Source organism: Flavobacterium sp. RSB2_4_14, from assembly GCF_051547085.1.
GTDB lineage: Bacteria > Bacteroidota > Bacteroidia > Flavobacteriales > Flavobacteriaceae > Flavobacterium.
In genome coordinates, this window is sequence record NZ_JBPTTL010000006.1 from 143371 (window position 1) to 160317 (window position 16947).

A 16947-nucleotide genomic window follows, 5' to 3' on the forward strand; every position below is an offset into this window, starting at 1 on the left:
AACAAATATATAAAACTATATTTAAAAGAAATGAGCCCGACTTACTATCGAGCTCACTATCATTTAAATTAATTATTCTTCTTGTTTCACTTTAATTTAAGGACGTTTTTTTATGGAGTAAAGATTGTTTTATAATTACTCCAATACCGATAAATCATGAATAGATTACCTAGGAATAATAAACCTGCTATGGGTAAATTATCGGGTGTCATAAAATAATTAATCAAAAGAATATTCAATGTAACAGGCAATATAACAATATTGGCTAAGGTTACATACTTGCCACTCACATACGAAAGGCCACACAACAGTTCAACGCTCTTAGCCAATGGCATTAAATAGGAAGAAGCAATAAGCCCAACTTGAAAGGCCTTGAAGTCACCAGTGGTGACTGGTTCTGGAAAAAGTTTCAGAAAGAAACCAATTGAAACAAAAAGTAAAAATAACCCAATTAGTGTACGAATAATAATAGTTACGATTTTCATAATTATTGAAGTTTTTTTGGTTGGTCTTTCAAAGTTAAACAAAAAATACCAAAGGTGTGCACCAATGGTATTTATTTCATTATCAGTAAACTGTGTTTTATTTTTTTAAATATTTTTTATAAATTAACAAGCCTAGCACTACCAACACAATAATAGACCAAAGTTGTACAACAAAGGCAATAATGCTTTCCAATATAAACCAACCCGTTTTCAAACTGTCAAGGATTTGTAAACCAATGTGTGGTCGATACCTATTGATACTTTTTTCATTGGCAACCAATTCTTGTTTGATAACTTCTCTTTGATACAAATACAAAGTAACGGTACTGAAATTGACTTGATCTTCCAAGCTGAGGTTGTTAATCACCGTATTGTCATTCTCCGTTTCCTTGTCTAAAAGATTGTTTTCTGCTTCATTAATTTCTTTTAGCTTTTTTCCTTTGCTATCAATGTCTTTTTCTAATCGTTTTTGATGGTTGTTAAGCCTTTTTTGAGCCAGTTTATTGGATAATAATTGCAACGCAACATCATCTGCTTTTATCAATCGGCTATCCAAAAAATCAATTTCTTTTGCCATCGATTTTAAAACTGTGTCTAGTTGTATGTTGGGAACACGAAGCGTAATGGTATTATCAACGGTGTAATGAGTGGTTTCCAAAATACTGTCTTGACTTACTTGTGTTTCATCATGATTGTTGATGTTGCTTTTTAAATCGGTAAAGGTTATAAAACCACCATGTTTAGCTACTATATTTTCGATAGCATAAGTTGACTTGGTTACGTTCTTAACTTTAAACTTTAAATCGGCAGTTCGCACAAACTTTCGATGGCTTTCTTTTTTTTCTAAAGCTGCTTTGGAGGAAATAATTTCAGTACTAGTAGTGTCACCAGTTGTTACAGAATTTGCTTCTTCTGAAGCGTCAGCTTGTTTACACGCAAAGGCAATTCCAAGTAGGAGTAATGCCAAACCCAATTTTGATACCTGTTTCATTTTAAAATTTGTTTAAATAGTTATTAATAGATTACAATTCTTGTATTTACTTTGTTTTCAAAAAGGTTAGTGTAATTTTCTATCAATACTATTCAAATGAATTTTGGGTTACATGCTTTCTTAATTCCTACTAAAAAGCATGCCAAAATTTTCAGCTTTCTTCATAAGTAGTAAGAATTATTTTTGTCGTAATTTTGAATGCCAAAAAATACAACTACTTGAGAACTGTTATTTCGAAAAAAATTGAAAATCCCGAAGCATTCAAAAGCCAATTGTTGGTTTGGTCTCAGCAGTTTCGAGAAGTAGTTTTTTTGGATTCTAATAACTATCCATCCCAGTATTCTAGCTTTGATTATGCTCTTGCAGTTGATGCTTTTACGGCTATCAAAACTGATTGTCACAATGCCTTTGAGGATGTAAAGCAGTACCAACAGCAAACCAAAGATTGGTTGTTTGGCTATTTGTCCTATGATTTAAAAAATGATGTAGAAGCATTGCAGTCGGCTAATTTTGATGGTTTAGATTTTCCCGATTTGTTTTTCTTTCAACCTAAAAAGTTGTTTTTTGTAAAAGGGAATGAACTCGAAATCCACTACTTGTTTTTATGTGATGATGAACTCGAAAGTGACTTTCATGATATCATCAACTACAAACCACAAACCACAAACCACAAACCATTAGACATCAAACAACGAACTTCTAAAGAAAGTTATCTCCACAAAGTAAGCGCAATGCTTGAACACATTCATCGTGGCGATATCTATGAAGCTAATTTTTGTATGGAATTTTATGCTGAAAATGCCAGTATAAATCCGTTAGACATATACCAAAAATTAAACAGTATTTCCAAACCACCATTGGCAACTTTCTTTAAAAATAATCATCATTATTTGCTTTGTGCTTCTCCTGAACGCTATTTAAGAAAAGAAGGAAACAAAGTTATTTCGCAACCCATCAAAGGAACAGCCAAACGTTATTTGGATACTGTTTTAGACGAAAACTCCAAAAAGGAATTGTCAGAAAACCCAAAAGAACGTTCGGAAAATATCATGATAGTTGATTTAGTGCGCAATGATTTATCACACACTGCTTCCAAAGGTTCTGTGGAAGTGGAAGAGTTATGCAAAATTTATTCTTTTGAACAAGTGCATCAAATGATTTCCACTGTAGTGTCAACAGTAGATATTGCAACATCTCCAATAGAAATTATCAGAACCACTTTCCCTATGGGAAGTATGACCGGCGCACCAAAAATCTCCGCAATGAAAATCATAGAAGAATTAGAAGATACCAAGCGTGGTTTGTATAGTGGCGCTGTGGGTTATTTCACCCCAACCAATGATTTTGATTTCAATGTTGTTATCCGAAGTATTTTGTATAATGCCCAAAATGAGTATTCATCATTCTCGGTGGGAAGTGCCATTACCTCACAAGCTATTCCCGAACAGGAATATGAAGAGTGCTTGTTGAAAGCAAAAGCCATGTTTGAGGTACTTAGTGAATAAATAGGTAAGTTGATAATCCTTTTAAAATAATAGTATAAATATCTTTATATTTACAATTAATCATTAATTAGATTCAAAATGAGAAAACATTTAATTATCCTGCTACTTGTTATTTCTTATAATTTATTCTCACAAGAGAATCTAGTAAACCTTTCTAAAATAAACTTTTGCCCACTAACATTAGATGATTTAAAAAAGTTAGACCCTGATATTAAACTCGTAGCCATTGAACAAAAGGATTTTTGTCGTGGTAATTCTACAGAAGATGGAAGTTCAGAAATTAGATTTGGATATAAAAGTAATTTATTTCCAGGAGTAAGATTTTACGAACCAAAAAATGACCAAAATTTAATTCAAAAGATACATTTAACTAATGAATTCAAAGGGTATTTACCCGATGGAAAATTTGTAGAAATTAAAACTTTACTTGTGTCAAATGTTATACAGATGTACACTTCACAGATTATATCGACACCAAATAAATGTTTTAATTATTACGAGATGATAAAAGATGAAGGTCAAGATATTGTTTTGACAATTTATAAAACAAACAAAGTTATACAAGATAGAAATCAAGTTACATATCAGGAACAGTTAACACAATCAATAGATGTTTCATTTGAGTGCTATTATGATTATGTAGAAGAAAAATATAAACCACTTTACATTATTGATGGAAAAGAAACTAATGAAAAAGAATTTTTGGCTTTGAATCCAGAAAGAATTAAGTCGGTGAATGTTTTAAAAGACAAAAATGCAGAAACTAAATATGGTAAAAAAGGGAAGAATGGAGTAATTGAAATTAAAACTCTGTAAATATCTACTTTCAAAAATGCTAACTAAATTCCAAAATCATATTAACACTAACCTTCCTTTTCTCAAAGAAAAGAAATTGTTGCTTGCTGTTAGTGGCGGAATTGACAGCATGGTTTTAGTGCATTTGTGTCATCAATTACAGTTAGATATTGCGGTAGCACATTGTAATTTTCAGTTGCGTGGCACTGAAAGTGATGATGATGAAAACTTCGTCAAATCACATACTGAAAAATTACAAATTCCAATATATTTTCAAAAATTTGATACTGCGGCTTTTGCCAAAAAGCAAAAGTTATCCATCCAAGTTGTGGCGCGAAACCTGCGTTACGAGTGGTTTTATTCTCTTTTGGCCAATCATAATTTTGATTATATTCTAACAGCACATCACCTAGATGATAGTGTGGAAACCTTTTTAATCAACTTTACTCGTGGCTCTGGAATAGAAGGTTTAACAGGAATTCCAGAACAAAATGATAAAATTATTCGGCCTTTATTACCTTTTTCCAGAAATGAAATTGAAATTTTTGCCAAAGAAAATGCTATCCAATGGCGAGAAGACAGCAGTAATACTTCGGATAAATATTTGAGAAATAAACTGCGACACAATGTAATACCGATACTGAAGGAACTCAATCCCAGTTTTCTGGCTTCGTTTGAAAATACCATTAGCCATTTGAAACAAACCCAAGCATTAGCTGCTGATGCATCTAAAAGTCTGTATTCAAAAGTTGTTACCGAGGAAGAAAATCATACCACTATAGACTTAGTGAAACTATTGAAACAAGAAAATTACAAAGCTTATTTATTTGAATGGTTGCAACCTTTTGGTTTTTCTGATTGGATAGCGGTTTATGATTTAATCAATGCACAATCAGGTAAACAAGTATTATCTGCATCACACATTCTTTTAAAAAATCGCGATAGTTTACTCTTATTTCCAAAGCAACACGCTACCAATGATGCTGTTTTTTGGGTGCAAAAGGAACAGTATGAAGTTAAATTTCCCTTAAAACTATCTTTTTGTAACATAGATTACATTTCTAATCCTTCAAGTCATACTATATTTGTTGACGAAAATAAATTACAGTTTCCGTTAACCATTCGTCGTTGGAATGAAGGTGATATTTTTCATCCTTTTGGCATGTCTGGAAAAAAGAAATTGAGTAAATATTTCAAAGACGAGAAGTTTTCGCTTCTAGATAAAGCAAATACATGGTTGCTCTGTTCCAATAATGAAATCGTTTGGATAATTGGGAAAAGGCAAGATGACCGATTTAAAATACAAGAAAGCACAACTTCAATTTTAAAAATAAACTACACTGAATAATGAGAAAAGCACTTTTTTTTCTTTTAACGATTTTGGCTTTTGCCAATGGAAATGCACAAATTGTAAAACCTGTTAAATGGTCAACTAAAGTAGAAAAACTATCGGATTCCGAATTTAATTTGGTGATGGAAGGAAAGATTGATGATGGTTGGCATGTATATTCTCAATTCACTCCAGAAAATGGTCCTTTGCCTGCCGTATTTAGTTTTGAAAACAGCAAGGGTAACTATGAATTAGTTGGCAAGACCAAAGAAAGTCCCTATAAAAAACAATACAATGATATATTTGAAGTAAACGAATATTATTTTGAAAAGAAAGTTACGTTTACCCAAAAAGTAAAAATTACCAATTCCAATATAACTGCTATAAAAGCCAAATTGGATTACCAAGTGTGTCTAAATTCTTGTATTAATGATGACGCTGCATTTACTTTTGCCATACCAAAAAGTACAGCAACAACTTCAGTTTCAAATACTGTAAATGCAGATACCGTAAACGTTGATACTACACAAACGGTTCAAGAAGTAGTAAAAGCTACACCAACTGTGGAAACTACTGAACCCAAAAAAGCAGACGATAGAGGATTGTGGACTATTTTCTTTTTGGCATTTCTTGGTGGGTTTGCCGCTTTGCTAACACCATGTGTTTTTCCTATGATACCAATGACAGTGAGTTTTTTCACCAAACAAAGTAAAAACCCTGGACAAGGAAAGCGTAATGCTATTTTCTATGGAATTTCAATCATAGCTATTTATGTTTTATTAGGTTCTATTGTAACCACAATTTTTGGTGCCGAAGCGTTAAATGCTCTGTCAACTAATGTTTGGTTTAATTTATTTTTCTTTTTATTATTAGTAGTTTTTGCGGCTTCATTTTTAGGAGCTTTTGAAATAATGTTACCTAATTCTTGGGCAAATAAAGTAGATAAACAAGCCGATAGAGGCGGAATTGTTGGTATACTTTTCATGGCATTGGCCTTAGCTATAGTTTCTTTTTCTTGTACTGGACCAATTGTAGGAACGCTTTTAGTTGAATCGGCTTCCAAAGGTGGCATTGCGCCAATTGTTGGAATGCTTGGTTTTTCATCAGCATTAGCGTTGCCGTTTATGTTGTTTGCTATGTTTCCAAGTTGGATGCATTCGTTACCAAAATCTGGTGGATGGTTAAATACCGTTAAAGTTTCCCTTGGATTTTTAGAATTGGCTTTGGCATTTAAATTTTTATCCAATGCCGATTTGGTTTTGCAATTACATTTATTGGAAAGAGAAGTATTTTTAGCCATTTGGATTGGGGTTTTTGGAGTTTGGGCATTGTATTTATTTGGAAAAATAACAACACCACATGATAGTCCATTAGCACATATTTCTGTGGGTAGATTGTCTCTAGGAATGTTGGTTTTAGCATTTACCGTTTATATGATACCTGGATTATTTGGCGCACCATTAAAACTTATTAGTGCTTTTCCACCACCACAATCATACAGTGAAAGCCCAACAGGATTTTTTGGAAGTGCATCCGATCTTAAAGAAGATTTACCCAATGGAGCAAAAGTTGGAGAACATGGTATTATTACCTTCACTGATTATGAAAAGGGTTTTGCTTACGCCAAAGAAGTAAATAAACCTATCATGCTTGATTTTACAGGTTTTGCTTGCGTCAACTGTCGTAAAATGGAAATCAATGTTTGGTCTGATGAAAAAGTGTTATACCATCTTAAAAACGAAGTGGTTTTAATTTCGCTATATGTAGATGATAAACGTGAGTTACCAAAAAATGAACAATATATTTCCAAAGAAACAGGTAAAAAAGTGGTTACTATTGGAAACAAATGGACCGATTTTATCATTACGCGTTATAAAACCAACACGCAACCCTATTATGTTTTAACGGATTTGAACGAGCAAAAACTAAACGAACCTATAAGCTATACGCCAAACATTGAGGAATATGAAGCTTGGATGAAAGAAGGAATTAGTAAATTCAAGAAATAATTTCTTTTCAGACATATTGACGCAACCAATTAGGGTTTTTCATATCTTTAGTGTAAACTAAAACTATCCTTATGAAAAAATTACATTTTATTTTCTGTTTACTTGTAATACTAGTTTCGATTTCAAGTTGTAATCCAAATGATGATTTCAATAATAATTCCGAACCAAACGATGACACTTTTGCTGAGAATTTCGGTAGTACAGTTTCAAGAGATTTTATTGGTCAAGTAGTTGATATATATAATGATCCAATTCAAGGTGTTACCATTAAAATTGGAACTTCCACAACCCAAACCGATGTGAATGGTATTTTCATTATCAATGGTGCCAATGTGTATCAAAAGTTTGCATACATCACTGCCAAAAGTCCTGGATATATTGATGGTTCACGTTCAATGGTTCCCACTACAGGTAAAAACAATGTAAAAATTATGTTATTGCCCAATGCTCCATTGGAAACTGTTCAATCTGGAGTTGCAAGCGAAGTATCTATTTATTCTGGAACAAAAGTGGCTTTTGATGGTGCTTTTGAGGATGAAAATGGCAACAATTATTCTGGTGCCGTTCAAGTTTCGATGTTTCATTTAACACCAACCGATGAAAATATTAGCAAACTGATGCCAGGAATGTTATACGCACAAACAGAAACCAATCAAGAAGCTGTTTTGGAAACCTTTGGGATGATGAACGTTGAACTTCGTGGAAGCGCAGGGCAAAAACTTAATATCAAAGAAGGTCACACTGCCGAAATAACCATGCGAATTGACGACAGTCAAATAGCAACAGCGCCAAGTTCTATTCCGCTTTGGCATTTTGATGAAGAAAAAGGCTATTGGAAACAAGATGGTGTTGCTACAAAAGTGGGTAACAAATATGTGGGCGAAGTTTCCCATTTTTCATGGTGGAATTGTGATGCTTTTGCACAAATGGTAACGTTAACAGTAACAGTAGTTGATGGTAATGGAAATCCAGTTTCTAATGCAGGTGTTGGTTTGATTGTAACAGGAAATACTTGGCCAGCCATGGGTTTTACTAATAATAACGGACAAGTTTCGGGTTTAATTCCTGCCAATCAAACGTTGACTTTAAATGTATATGCTTCCTATTACACTTGTGGAGCGAATAATATTATTTATACCACAGCTATTGGTCCGTTTAGTTCTAATACTACGTTACCTAATATTGTTATCAATAATTCATCCACCACTTTAAGTTCAAATGTAGTAGGAACTTTAGTAAAATGTAATAATACGCCTGTTACCAATGGCTATGTATTATTAAATAGATATGGAACTACTTCTATTTCAACGGTAACAAATGGTGCCTTTAGTTTTAATGAAATTTATTGTCCAAATGATACCCAGTTCACCTTGAAAGGGTTTGATGTAGAGAACTTACAGCAAACAGATTCTATAGCTTATAATTTTACAGCTCCAATCACCAATATTGGTAATCTTCAAGCGTGTACCGCTATTAATGAATTTATTTCCTATCAAATTGATAATGAGCCAACGGTATTTTTAATTCAAAACGTTAGTGGTGGAGCATCAGGAATAGGAACACCAAATACAAATGGGTTCTATTTAATTGCTTCTAATGCGTCAGGAAGTTTATATATTTGGGGAAACACTAATATTCCAGGAATTTATACCACAGCACAATTCTCAATAGAAGGTCAAGGCATTGGTGATATTTCTTCCACTACTAACAATACAATTCAGTTTAATTTAAATCAGGTTGGTGCTGTGGGAGAATATATTGATATGACTTTTAGCGGTACTTTTACTGATAGTAACGGATTACATACTTTAACTGGTGTAGCTCACGTTATCCGAGATAATTAAAGCAAAACTAGTTCAAACAAAAAATCCCAACATCGGTTGGGATTTTTTTATAATATATCTTTCACTTCACTTTTCAAGAAACTCAATGCAAAATTACTCGGTGATTGACTTTCTAATAAATTATTGAGGATCGTTTCACGAAGTTTATCAGCGCTATCTACTTTATCGCTCATATTGGTTTGCATAATATTTTGAATAGTAGTGTTTTTTGCTGTTAAGATGATGGTCCAACATTCATCAGAAACATAAATCTGTTGGGTTAAATTGTGTTCATACTCTTGTTCGATATGTTGAATAAGCAATCTTTCGTACTCTTTTTTGTCTGTACTCAAAGGTGCCACTCTAATCAATAATTTAGCTGCATTGATTCGTTCTAGGAACAAAGCTAATCTTTCATAAGCTTGCAGTCTAAGTGGCAAGGATTGTTTTTGGTTTTGTCTTTGTACTAACCAACGTCTTGTGTTTTGTTGGTCATTAAAGTAGGATTGAAATAAATAATAGGCAACACCACCAGTAATCAATGCAGGTAAAGTGTAAAAAGCAAGTTCAAGGATTTTATCTGAGTTCATAATAAATATTGACTTAAATTGTTGACAAATATAATAGAAATACCGGTAAATCTGTATTGCATTTCAAGTCAACTAACATTAAATTTGTCCAAAACGATTTTCAACCTTAGCACCTCAAAATGCAACAATACATTTCTCAACTAAACGAAGCCCAACAAGCGCCAGTATACCAAAAAGATGGTCCAATGATTATCATTGCCGGTGCTGGTTCTGGAAAAACGCGAGTGCTTACGGTGCGTATTGCCTATTTAATGAGTTTGGGTGTGGATGCGTTTAATATTTTGGCACTAACATTTACCAACAAAGCCGCACGCGAAATGAAAAAGCGTATTGGAGATATTGTTGGTGCTGCAGAAGCCAAAAACCTTTGGATGGGAACATTTCACTCTGTATTTGCTCGAATTCTTAGAAGCGAGTCTGATAAACTTGGTTATCCATCAAATTTTACCATTTATGATACGCAAGATAGTGTGCGATTGATTTCGGCCATTATTAAAGAATTGCAATTGGATAAAGATATTTATAAGCCAAAACAAATTTTAGGCAGAATATCATCCTATAAAAACTCTTTAATTACCGTAAAAGCCTATTTCAATAACCCCGAATTGCAAGAAGCTGATGCCATGAGCAAAAAACCGCGTTTGGGCGAAATCTATCAGCATTATGTAGAGCGTTGTTTCAAAGCTGGTGCGATGGATTTTGATGATTTGTTGTTAAAGACCAATGAACTTCTCAACCGTTTTCCCGATGTTTTGGCAAAATACCAAGATCGATTTCGATACATTTTAGTAGATGAGTACCAAGATACTAATCATTCGCAGTACTTAATTGTACGCGCTTTGAGTGATCGATTTCAAAATATTTGTGTCGTAGGCGATGATGCCCAAAGTATTTATGCGTTTCGTGGCGCCAATATCAATAACATTCTCAACTTCCAAAAAGATTATGAAAATGTAAAAACCTATCGGTTAGAACAGAATTATCGTTCCACAAAGAATATTGTAGAAGCCGCTAATTCTATTATTGATAAGAATAAAACCAAGCTGGATAAAATTGTTTGGACTGCCAACGATCATGGTGCCAAAATAAAAGTACACCGCAGTGTTACCGATGGTGAAGAAGGACGATTTGTAGCTAGTGAAATCTTTGAACAAAAGATGCGCAATCAAATGTTGAACGGACAATTTGCTATTTTGTACCGAACCAATGCACAATCACGTGCTATGGAAGATGCGTTGCGCAAACGAGATATTCCGTATCGAATTTATGGTGGTTTGTCTTTTTATCAAAGAAAAGAAATCAAAGATGTGTTGTGCTATTTGCGTTTGGTTATTAATCCAAAAGATGAAGAAGCATTAGTTCGTGTTATCAATTATCCGGCAAGAGGAATTGGAGACACTACGGTCGAAAAATTGACTGTTGCTGCCAATCATTACAAGCGTTCCATTTTTGAAGTCATGGAAAATATCGATAAAATTGATTTGAAACTCAATTCGGGAACCAAACAAAAGATAGAAGATTTTGTTACCATGATTAAGAGTTTTCAAGTGATCAATGAGCAACAAGATGCTTTTGTGTTGACTGAACATGTGGCAAAGAAAACAGGACTAGTTCAGGAACTTAAAAAAGATGCAACACCCGAAGGAATTGCCCGCATTGAGAACATAGAAACCCTTATGGGTGGAATAAAAGATTTCATCGAAGGACAAAGAGAAATTGATGGTGCTCGTGGTGCGTTATCTGAATTTTTAGAAGACGTTGCACTCGCCACCGATTTAGATAAAGACACTGGCGATGATGATAGAGTAGCGCTGATGACCATTCACTTGGCAAAAGGTTTGGAATTTCCATACGTTTTTATAGTAGGATTGGAAGAAGATTTATTTCCAAGTGCGATGAGTTTGAATACACGAAGCGAACTGGAAGAAGAACGCCGATTGTTTTATGTAGCGTTAACTCGTGCCGAACATCAAGCGTATTTAACTTATGCACAATCAAGATATCGTTGGGGAAAATTGACCGATGCCGAACCTTCGCGTTTTATAGAAGAAATAAAAGACGACTATTTGGAATACATTAATCCATCAGATGCTGGAGGTTATCGTTATAAACCAACAATGGATTTAGATATTTTTGGAGATATTGATAAATCCAAACTCCGATTGGCAAAACCCATTGGCGGAACACCACCAAAAAAATATGGAGAAGAACCTGTTTCCTCCGCTAATATTCGTAAATTGAAACCGGTTGGCAAAGCTCCAAGCAATACCAATTTGTTTGATAACAAATTAACTGTAGGTAATATAGTCATGCACGAACGTTTTGGAAAAGGAGAAATTGTAAACCTCGAAGGTAATGGTGCCGATAGAAAAGCCGAAATCAAATTTGAAGTAGGCGGAATTAAAAAACTCTTATTGCGATTTGCGAAGTTGGATGTGATTGGATAAAATTAGTTTCAAGCTGTTTTGTAACCCGAAACCCGAAACTTGAAACCCCGAAATAAAAAAAATGAGTGAATTCATAAAAATATACGAAGATAAACCCAACGAAGCTGCGATTAAAAAAGTTGTGGATGTGTTGCGTAACGGAGGTTTAATTATTTATCCAACCGATACTGTTTATGGTTTGGGGTGTGATATTACCAATACGAGAGCATTGGAACGCATTGCCAAAATAAAAGATATTAAATTAGAAAAAGCTAATTTCTCTTTTATCTGTCATGATTTAAGTAACTTATCCGATTATGTGAAACAAATTGACACCGCTACTTTCAAAATATTAAAAAGAGCTTTGCCTGGACCATACACTTTTATTTTGCCAGGGAATAATGATTTGCCAAAAGAATTCCGAAAAAAGAAAACCGTTGGAATTCGTGTTCCCGATAACAATATTGCACTCGAAATAGTTAAAATGCTAGGTAACCCAATAGTTTCAACTTCTATTCATGATGAAGATGAAGTATTAGAATATTCCACTGACCCAGAATTGATTTTTGAGAAATGGCAAAACAAAGTGGATTTAGTTATTGATGGTGGTTATGGTGACAATATTGGTTCAACTATTATTGATTTATCGGGCTACGAACCAGTAGTCGTTAGAGAAGGAAAAGGCGATCCAGATATTTTTTAGTAATCAGCATACAGTCGCAGTATTCAGAAAATAAAAGCATAAAAAAAACGTCCCAATTTCTCGGAACGCTTTAGTCTATTATCTATAAGTCTATTTTCTATAATCTCCTCAAAAACTATTGTTTCGTTGGAGTTTTCATTTCTTTTTCAATCATTTCATAGAACTCATCAATTTTTGGAAGTACAACAATACGAGTTCTTCTGTTTTTAGCTCTATTATCAGCTGAATTATTATCTACTAAAGGAATGTACTCACCACGACCTGCAGCAATTAACTGAGATGGTTTTACACCTAATTCTTTAGTTAATACTCGGATAATAGCCGTTGAACGTTTCACGCTCAAATCCCAATTATCAAGTAATACGCCATTTCCAACATAAGGAACATTATCAGTGTGACCTTCCACCATACATTCAAATGTTGGTTTGTCATTTACAACTTTTGCTACTTTACCTAATATTTCTTTAGCTCTGTCGCTCACATTGTAACTGCCACTTTTAAATAATAGTTTATCAGCGATAGAAATGAAAACTACTCCTTTTTCTACGTTAACTTCAATATCTGGATCAGAAATACCCACTGAACTTTTTAAACTGGTAACCAAAGCTAGAGTAACGCTATCTTTTTTTGTTAATGCATCTTGCATTCTGGAAATTTTCAAATCTTTTTCTTTGATAGTTTCTAATGCTTTTTCGATATTTTGAGCACCTTTTGTAGATAAAACAGTCATTTCTTTTGAACTGTTTATTAAGTCGGAGTTTGTTTGCTTCAAATATTCAGCTTGTTTAGCCAATGCGTCTTTTTCAGATAAACATACATTTAGTTTTACTGTGGCTGAATTCAATAAATCTTGACATTCCTTGTTTTTTGCTTCAAGTGCAGCAAATTCTTTCTTTGAAACACAAGAAGTCAATGTCAGGAAAACTAACGAAAGGGAAATAAATACTTTTTTCATAAGATATAAAGATTAAATTTTAACAAATTTACGAATTATTTAAGATTACAAGATCATTTTTAAATGATAAAATCTTGTTAAAAAAGCTTTCCAAAAACAGTGCCGTTTTTTATGAAATAGCGATACACAATGCTTTTCGTGTGATAGTAGTTCACACTATGTTTTCCATTTCTTTTCTTTAAAGTTTTATTAATCAATCCGTAAAATGAAAAATGTGCTTTCAGTATGGCAAAGCAATGCACAAACTTTCCAGTAAAAATAAATTGAATCCCAGCCAAACCATCTAGACAAAGTCTTGTAAATAGAATGGGAACCAATTTGTTTTCAGGTAAGTTTTTGGTGAGCATCAACAATGAATTCCTAAAGTTAAGAAATGTTTTCTTGGGATTGCTTTCTTGTAAAGTGGCAGCACCTACATGATAGACTACTGATTTTGGAGTATATTTTGCTTTGTAGCCAAGGTTAAAAGCACGCCAACACAAATCAATCTCTTCCTGATGGGCAAAAAAATCATCATCAAAACCATTTAGTTTTCGGTAGACTTCTTTTCTGATAAAAAAACAAGCACCACTAGCCCAAAAGATTTCTATTTCATCATTATATTGACCGTTGTCTTTTTCAATAGTGTCAAAAATACGTCCACGACAATAAGGGTATCCATATTGGTCTATAAATCCACCAGCAGCACCAGCATATTCAAAATAATCTTTACGTTTATAATCTAACAATTTCGGTTGGATGATACCAATGTTAGGTTCATTTTCAAATAATGATAGAATAGGAGTGAGCCAACCTTCAGTAACTTCTATATCAGAGTTTACCAAAGCATAATATTCCTCTTCAACTTGTTGTAATGCCACATTGTATCCTTTGGCAAAACCATAATTACCCTCATTATGAATGATTTTTACACTCGGAAATTTGGTTTTAATTACTTCAATTGAGGTATCTGTTGAAGCATTATCCACCACATAAATTGTAGCTTCATTCGAATACTTCACCACCGAAGGCAAAAACAACTCCAATAATGTTGCTCCATTCCAGTTTAATATGACTACGGCTATTTTCTTTTCTATCATATATTCGTACTATTATCTAAAATCGGGTAGTTCTTCTAAAAAAACATAAGTTTCTTTCTCAAAGTCCATTTGACAAAAGTAATGATTTAGTCCATTAGTAACCATCAAGTATTGGGCATTCAGTTTCAAGTTGTAACGTGCAATTTGGTCAAAAGTATCTTGGTTTATTCTCACTTGAGGCGCTTTGCATTCTATCAATAAAAATAATTCGCCATTTGGTTTAAAAACAACAATATCATAACGCTTGTTGATGTCATTTATTTTAATCAACTTTTCTACGTTGAGGTATGATTTGGGATATTTTTTTTCTTGTAGCAAGAACTGAACTGTGTGTTGACGCACCCATTCTTCTGGAGTAAGAATGATGAATTTTTTCCTAATGTCATCAAAAATAGACACTTTATTTTCACTATTTTTGAAGCGAAAGTTATAGGAAGGAAAATTGAGTTTTTGCATTATTAGTGTTTATTGTTTTTGGTTTATAGTTTATTGTTATGGCGAAGATATTAAAATTTGAGGATTTAGAAATTTGGCAACAAGGAAGAGAGATTTGTAAATTTGTTGAATATTTATTTGAAGAAACAAATTTAGGTAAAAGATATTCTTTGATGAATCAAATGGATAGAAGTTCAGGTTCTGTTATGGATAATATAGCAGAAGGTTTTGAGAGAAATGGAAATAGAGAGTTCATACAATTTTTAAGTATAGCTAAAGGTTCTTGCGGCGAAGTCAAATCACAAAATTATAGGGCTTTTGATAAAAATTTAATTTCAGAAGAACAATTTGAAAAATTGAACGTCATGACAGATGAATGTAAAAACAGAATTGCAGCCATGATGAATTATTTAAATAACTGTGAGATTAAAGGTTTAAAGTTTAAATAACAACAAACCATAAACTATAAACCACAAACATAAAATGGACGAAGTAGTTAAAATCATCAACGACATCAAAGCGGGTAACATCAAACCAATCTATTTTTTGATGGGGGAAGAACCTTATTACATTGACAAAATAACAGAGTATTTGGAAAACAATCTTCTAACCGAAGATGAAAAAGGATTTAACCAAATGGTGTTGTATGGAGTTGACACTACCATTGAAGATATTGTGTCGAATGCTAAACGTTATCCAATGATGGCTGAACGTCAAGTAGTGATTGTAAAAGAAGCACAAAATTTAGTCAAAACTATCGATAAACTAGAGTCTTATGCCGAAAATCCTCAACCTACAACGGTTTTGGTTATGGCTTATAAATACAAAACACTCGACAAACGCAAAAAGATTACCAAAACGCTCGACAAACACGGTTTAGTTTACGAGAGTAAAAAAATGTATGAAAACCAAGTGGGACAATGGATTAACCGTTTGTTGCACACTAGAGGTTATAGTATAGAACCAAAAGCTAACGCTATGTTGGTGGCATTTCTTGGTAACGACTTAAGCCGAATTGCCAATGAACTCAATAAACTAGAAATAATTTTACCAAAAGGAAGCACTATAACTCCACACCATATCGAAGAGAATATAGGATTCAGCAAAGACTTTAATGTGTTTGAATTCCGAAAAGCCATTGGCGAGAAAAATCAATTAAAAGCGTATCAAATAGCCGATTTCTTTGCTCAAAATCAAAAAGAAAATCCGATGGTATTGATAAATGGCCAAGTGTTTTCGTTTTTCTCTGGTTTATTGCAATATCATGGACTAAAAGATAAAACACCTAATAATGTTGCTAAAGTCCTTAGAGTAAATCCTTATTTTGTTAATGATTATATTAGTGCTGCCAAGAATTTTCCAATGAAAAAAGTGAGCAGTATCATTGCTGCCTTGCGTGATATTGATGTTAAAAGTAAAGGAGTTGGGGCTAATGCATTACCTTTAAGTGATTTGTATAAAGAAATGCTGATTAAGATTTTTAATTAGCTACCCGCTATTGCTGTACCAAAAATACCAACGGCAAGTTCTGCCCAAACAAGCACAAGTAACATAAGTAGTACCAAGCAAATAACAATGCGATGACTTCTTTTTGGCACTTTCCTTATTACAAACTCACATAGTAAACCTATTCCCAATAGTAATACACCAGCAATTATAAAATCAGCTAGTGTCCAGTTTACTTCTGTTGAGAACTGCATCGCTACTAATGGAATAAGTAATAAGAATGCTACGGCAACAACTATTGCAAAAAGTCTTTTATTCTCTTTAGTCATTGGTTCTTTATTAATTGAAAGAAAAGGTATTCCCATAACAGAAGGG

General features: G+C 33.4%; 16 protein-coding genes. 9 read left to right on the top strand and 7 right to left on the bottom strand.

What is annotated here, in order from left to right; all coding sequences use genetic code 11:
- Positions 1–110: 110 nt before the first annotated feature.
- The gene (locus ACSVH2_RS11505) at positions 111–485 is read right to left on the bottom strand and encodes a DoxX family protein (RefSeq protein ID WP_438093331.1); all 375 of its coding nucleotides are present in this window, start codon (positions 483–485) and stop codon (positions 111–113) included.
- A 97-nt stretch (positions 486–582) separates the two neighbouring features.
- Positions 583–1476: a DUF4349 domain-containing protein gene (locus ACSVH2_RS11510; protein WP_438093332.1), complete on the bottom strand. Its 894-nt coding sequence runs from the start codon at positions 1474–1476 to the stop codon at positions 583–585.
- Between the two features lie 218 nt (positions 1477–1694).
- On the opposite strand from ACSVH2_RS11510, the gene ACSVH2_RS11515 reads away from it, so the two are divergent.
- The 5 genes from ACSVH2_RS11515 (at position 1695) to ACSVH2_RS11535 (ending at position 8959) form a co-directional block, all read left to right on the top strand.
- On the top strand, positions 1695–2981 hold the full coding sequence (locus ACSVH2_RS11515) for an anthranilate synthase component I family protein (protein ID WP_438093333.1): 1287 nt from the start codon (positions 1695–1697) through the stop codon (positions 2979–2981).
- A gap of 78 nt (positions 2982–3059) precedes the next feature.
- A complete protein-coding gene (locus ACSVH2_RS11520) occupies positions 3060–3797 on the top strand; it encodes a hypothetical protein (protein ID WP_438093334.1) in 738 nt (245 codons plus the stop codon).
- A gap of 16 nt (positions 3798–3813) precedes the next feature.
- A complete protein-coding gene (gene tilS / locus ACSVH2_RS11525) occupies positions 3814–5124 on the top strand; it encodes a tRNA lysidine(34) synthetase TilS (RefSeq protein WP_438093335.1) in 1311 nt (436 codons plus the stop codon).
- Positions 5124–7115, top strand: coding sequence for a cytochrome c biogenesis protein CcdA (locus tag ACSVH2_RS11530; RefSeq protein ID WP_438093336.1), 1992 nt, complete (start codon positions 5124–5126; stop codon positions 7113–7115). The genes tilS and ACSVH2_RS11530 overlap by 1 nt, the downstream gene beginning before the upstream one ends.
- Before the next feature lie 71 nt (positions 7116–7186).
- Positions 7187–8959 (top strand): Ig-like domain-containing protein, encoded by a 1773-nt coding sequence (locus tag ACSVH2_RS11535; protein ID WP_438093337.1) that lies wholly within the window; start codon positions 7187–7189, stop codon positions 8957–8959.
- Between the two features lie 47 nt (positions 8960–9006).
- Here ACSVH2_RS11535 and ACSVH2_RS11540 read toward each other — a convergent pair whose 3' ends face one another.
- Positions 9007–9528, bottom strand: a complete 522-nt coding sequence (locus tag ACSVH2_RS11540; protein ID WP_438093338.1) for a hypothetical protein — start codon at positions 9526–9528, stop codon at positions 9007–9009.
- 119 nt (positions 9529–9647) lie between these two features.
- Between ACSVH2_RS11540 and ACSVH2_RS11545 the strand changes: the two genes are divergently transcribed.
- Complete coding sequence (locus ACSVH2_RS11545) at positions 9648–11975, top strand: ATP-dependent helicase (protein WP_438093339.1); 2328 nt, start codon at positions 9648–9650, stop codon at positions 11973–11975.
- A 61-nt stretch (positions 11976–12036) separates the two neighbouring features.
- Positions 12037–12657 carry an L-threonylcarbamoyladenylate synthase gene (locus ACSVH2_RS11550; protein WP_438093340.1) on the top strand — a complete coding sequence of 207 codons (621 nt, stop codon included), beginning with the start codon at positions 12037–12039 and terminating at the stop codon, positions 12655–12657.
- Between the two features lie 115 nt (positions 12658–12772).
- On the opposite strand, the gene ACSVH2_RS11555 is transcribed toward ACSVH2_RS11550, so the two are convergent.
- The 3 genes from ACSVH2_RS11555 to ACSVH2_RS11565 form a co-directional block, all read right to left on the bottom strand.
- Positions 12773–13612 (bottom strand): OmpA/MotB family protein, encoded by an 840-nt coding sequence (locus ACSVH2_RS11555; RefSeq protein ID WP_438093341.1) that lies wholly within the window; start codon positions 13610–13612, stop codon positions 12773–12775.
- Between the two features lie 77 nt (positions 13613–13689).
- The gene (locus ACSVH2_RS11560) at positions 13690–14691 is read right to left on the bottom strand and encodes a glycosyltransferase family 2 protein (protein WP_438093342.1); all 1002 of its coding nucleotides are present in this window, start codon (positions 14689–14691) and stop codon (positions 13690–13692) included.
- A 12-nt stretch (positions 14692–14703) separates the two neighbouring features.
- Positions 14704–15147: a type I restriction enzyme HsdR N-terminal domain-containing protein gene (locus ACSVH2_RS11565; protein WP_438093343.1), complete on the bottom strand. Its 444-nt coding sequence runs from the start codon at positions 15145–15147 to the stop codon at positions 14704–14706.
- A 38-nt stretch (positions 15148–15185) separates the two neighbouring features.
- On the opposite strand from ACSVH2_RS11565, the gene ACSVH2_RS11570 reads away from it, so the two are divergent.
- Positions 15186–15575, top strand: coding sequence for a four helix bundle protein (locus tag ACSVH2_RS11570; protein ID WP_438093344.1), 390 nt, complete (start codon positions 15186–15188; stop codon positions 15573–15575).
- A 34-nt stretch (positions 15576–15609) separates the two neighbouring features.
- A complete protein-coding gene (gene holA, locus ACSVH2_RS11575; protein ID WP_438093345.1) occupies positions 15610–16614 on the top strand; it encodes a DNA polymerase III subunit delta in 1005 nt (334 codons plus the stop codon).
- On the opposite strand, the gene ACSVH2_RS11580 is transcribed toward holA, so the two are convergent.
- Positions 16611–16937 (bottom strand): hypothetical protein, encoded by a 327-nt coding sequence (locus ACSVH2_RS11580; protein WP_438093346.1) that lies wholly within the window; start codon positions 16935–16937, stop codon positions 16611–16613. The genes holA and ACSVH2_RS11580 overlap by 4 nt on opposite strands.
- Between the last annotated feature and the right edge of the window lie 10 nt (positions 16938–16947).

What these genes read in the sequence shown, in the direction of transcription:
- ACSVH2_RS11530 (WP_438093336.1), top strand. Translation starts at nt 5,124, where the DNA reads ATGAGAAAAGCACTTTTTTTTCTTTTAACGATTTTGGCTTTTGCCAAT.
- ACSVH2_RS11550 (WP_438093340.1), top strand. Translation starts at nt 12,037, where the DNA reads ATGAGTGAATTCATAAAAATATACGAAGATAAACCCAACGAAGCTGCG.
- ACSVH2_RS11570 (WP_438093344.1), top strand. Translation starts at nt 15,186, where the DNA reads ATGGCGAAGATATTAAAATTTGAGGATTTAGAAATTTGGCAACAAGGA.
- holA (WP_438093345.1), top strand. Translation starts at nt 15,610, where the DNA reads ATGGACGAAGTAGTTAAAATCATCAACGACATCAAAGCGGGTAACATC.
- ACSVH2_RS11505 (WP_438093331.1), bottom strand. Translation starts at nt 485, where the DNA reads ATGAAAATCGTAACTATTATTATTCGTACACTAATTGGGTTATTTTTA.
- ACSVH2_RS11545 (WP_438093339.1), top strand. Translation starts at nt 9,648, where the DNA reads ATGCAACAATACATTTCTCAACTAAACGAAGCCCAACAAGCGCCAGTA.
- tilS (WP_438093335.1), top strand. Translation starts at nt 3,814, where the DNA reads ATGCTAACTAAATTCCAAAATCATATTAACACTAACCTTCCTTTTCTC.
- ACSVH2_RS11535 (WP_438093337.1), top strand. Translation starts at nt 7,187, where the DNA reads ATGAAAAAATTACATTTTATTTTCTGTTTACTTGTAATACTAGTTTCG.
- ACSVH2_RS11565 (WP_438093343.1), bottom strand. Translation starts at nt 15,147, where the DNA reads ATGCAAAAACTCAATTTTCCTTCCTATAACTTTCGCTTCAAAAATAGT.
- ACSVH2_RS11510 (WP_438093332.1), bottom strand. Translation starts at nt 1,476, where the DNA reads ATGAAACAGGTATCAAAATTGGGTTTGGCATTACTCCTACTTGGAATT.
- ACSVH2_RS11560 (WP_438093342.1), bottom strand. Translation starts at nt 14,691, where the DNA reads ATGATAGAAAAGAAAATAGCCGTAGTCATATTAAACTGGAATGGAGCA.
- ACSVH2_RS11520 (WP_438093334.1), top strand. Translation starts at nt 3,060, where the DNA reads ATGAGAAAACATTTAATTATCCTGCTACTTGTTATTTCTTATAATTTA.
- ACSVH2_RS11555 (WP_438093341.1), bottom strand. Translation starts at nt 13,612, where the DNA reads ATGAAAAAAGTATTTATTTCCCTTTCGTTAGTTTTCCTGACATTGACT.
- ACSVH2_RS11580 (WP_438093346.1), bottom strand. Translation starts at nt 16,937, where the DNA reads ATGGGAATACCTTTTCTTTCAATTAATAAAGAACCAATGACTAAAGAG.
- ACSVH2_RS11540 (WP_438093338.1), bottom strand. Translation starts at nt 9,528, where the DNA reads ATGAACTCAGATAAAATCCTTGAACTTGCTTTTTACACTTTACCTGCA.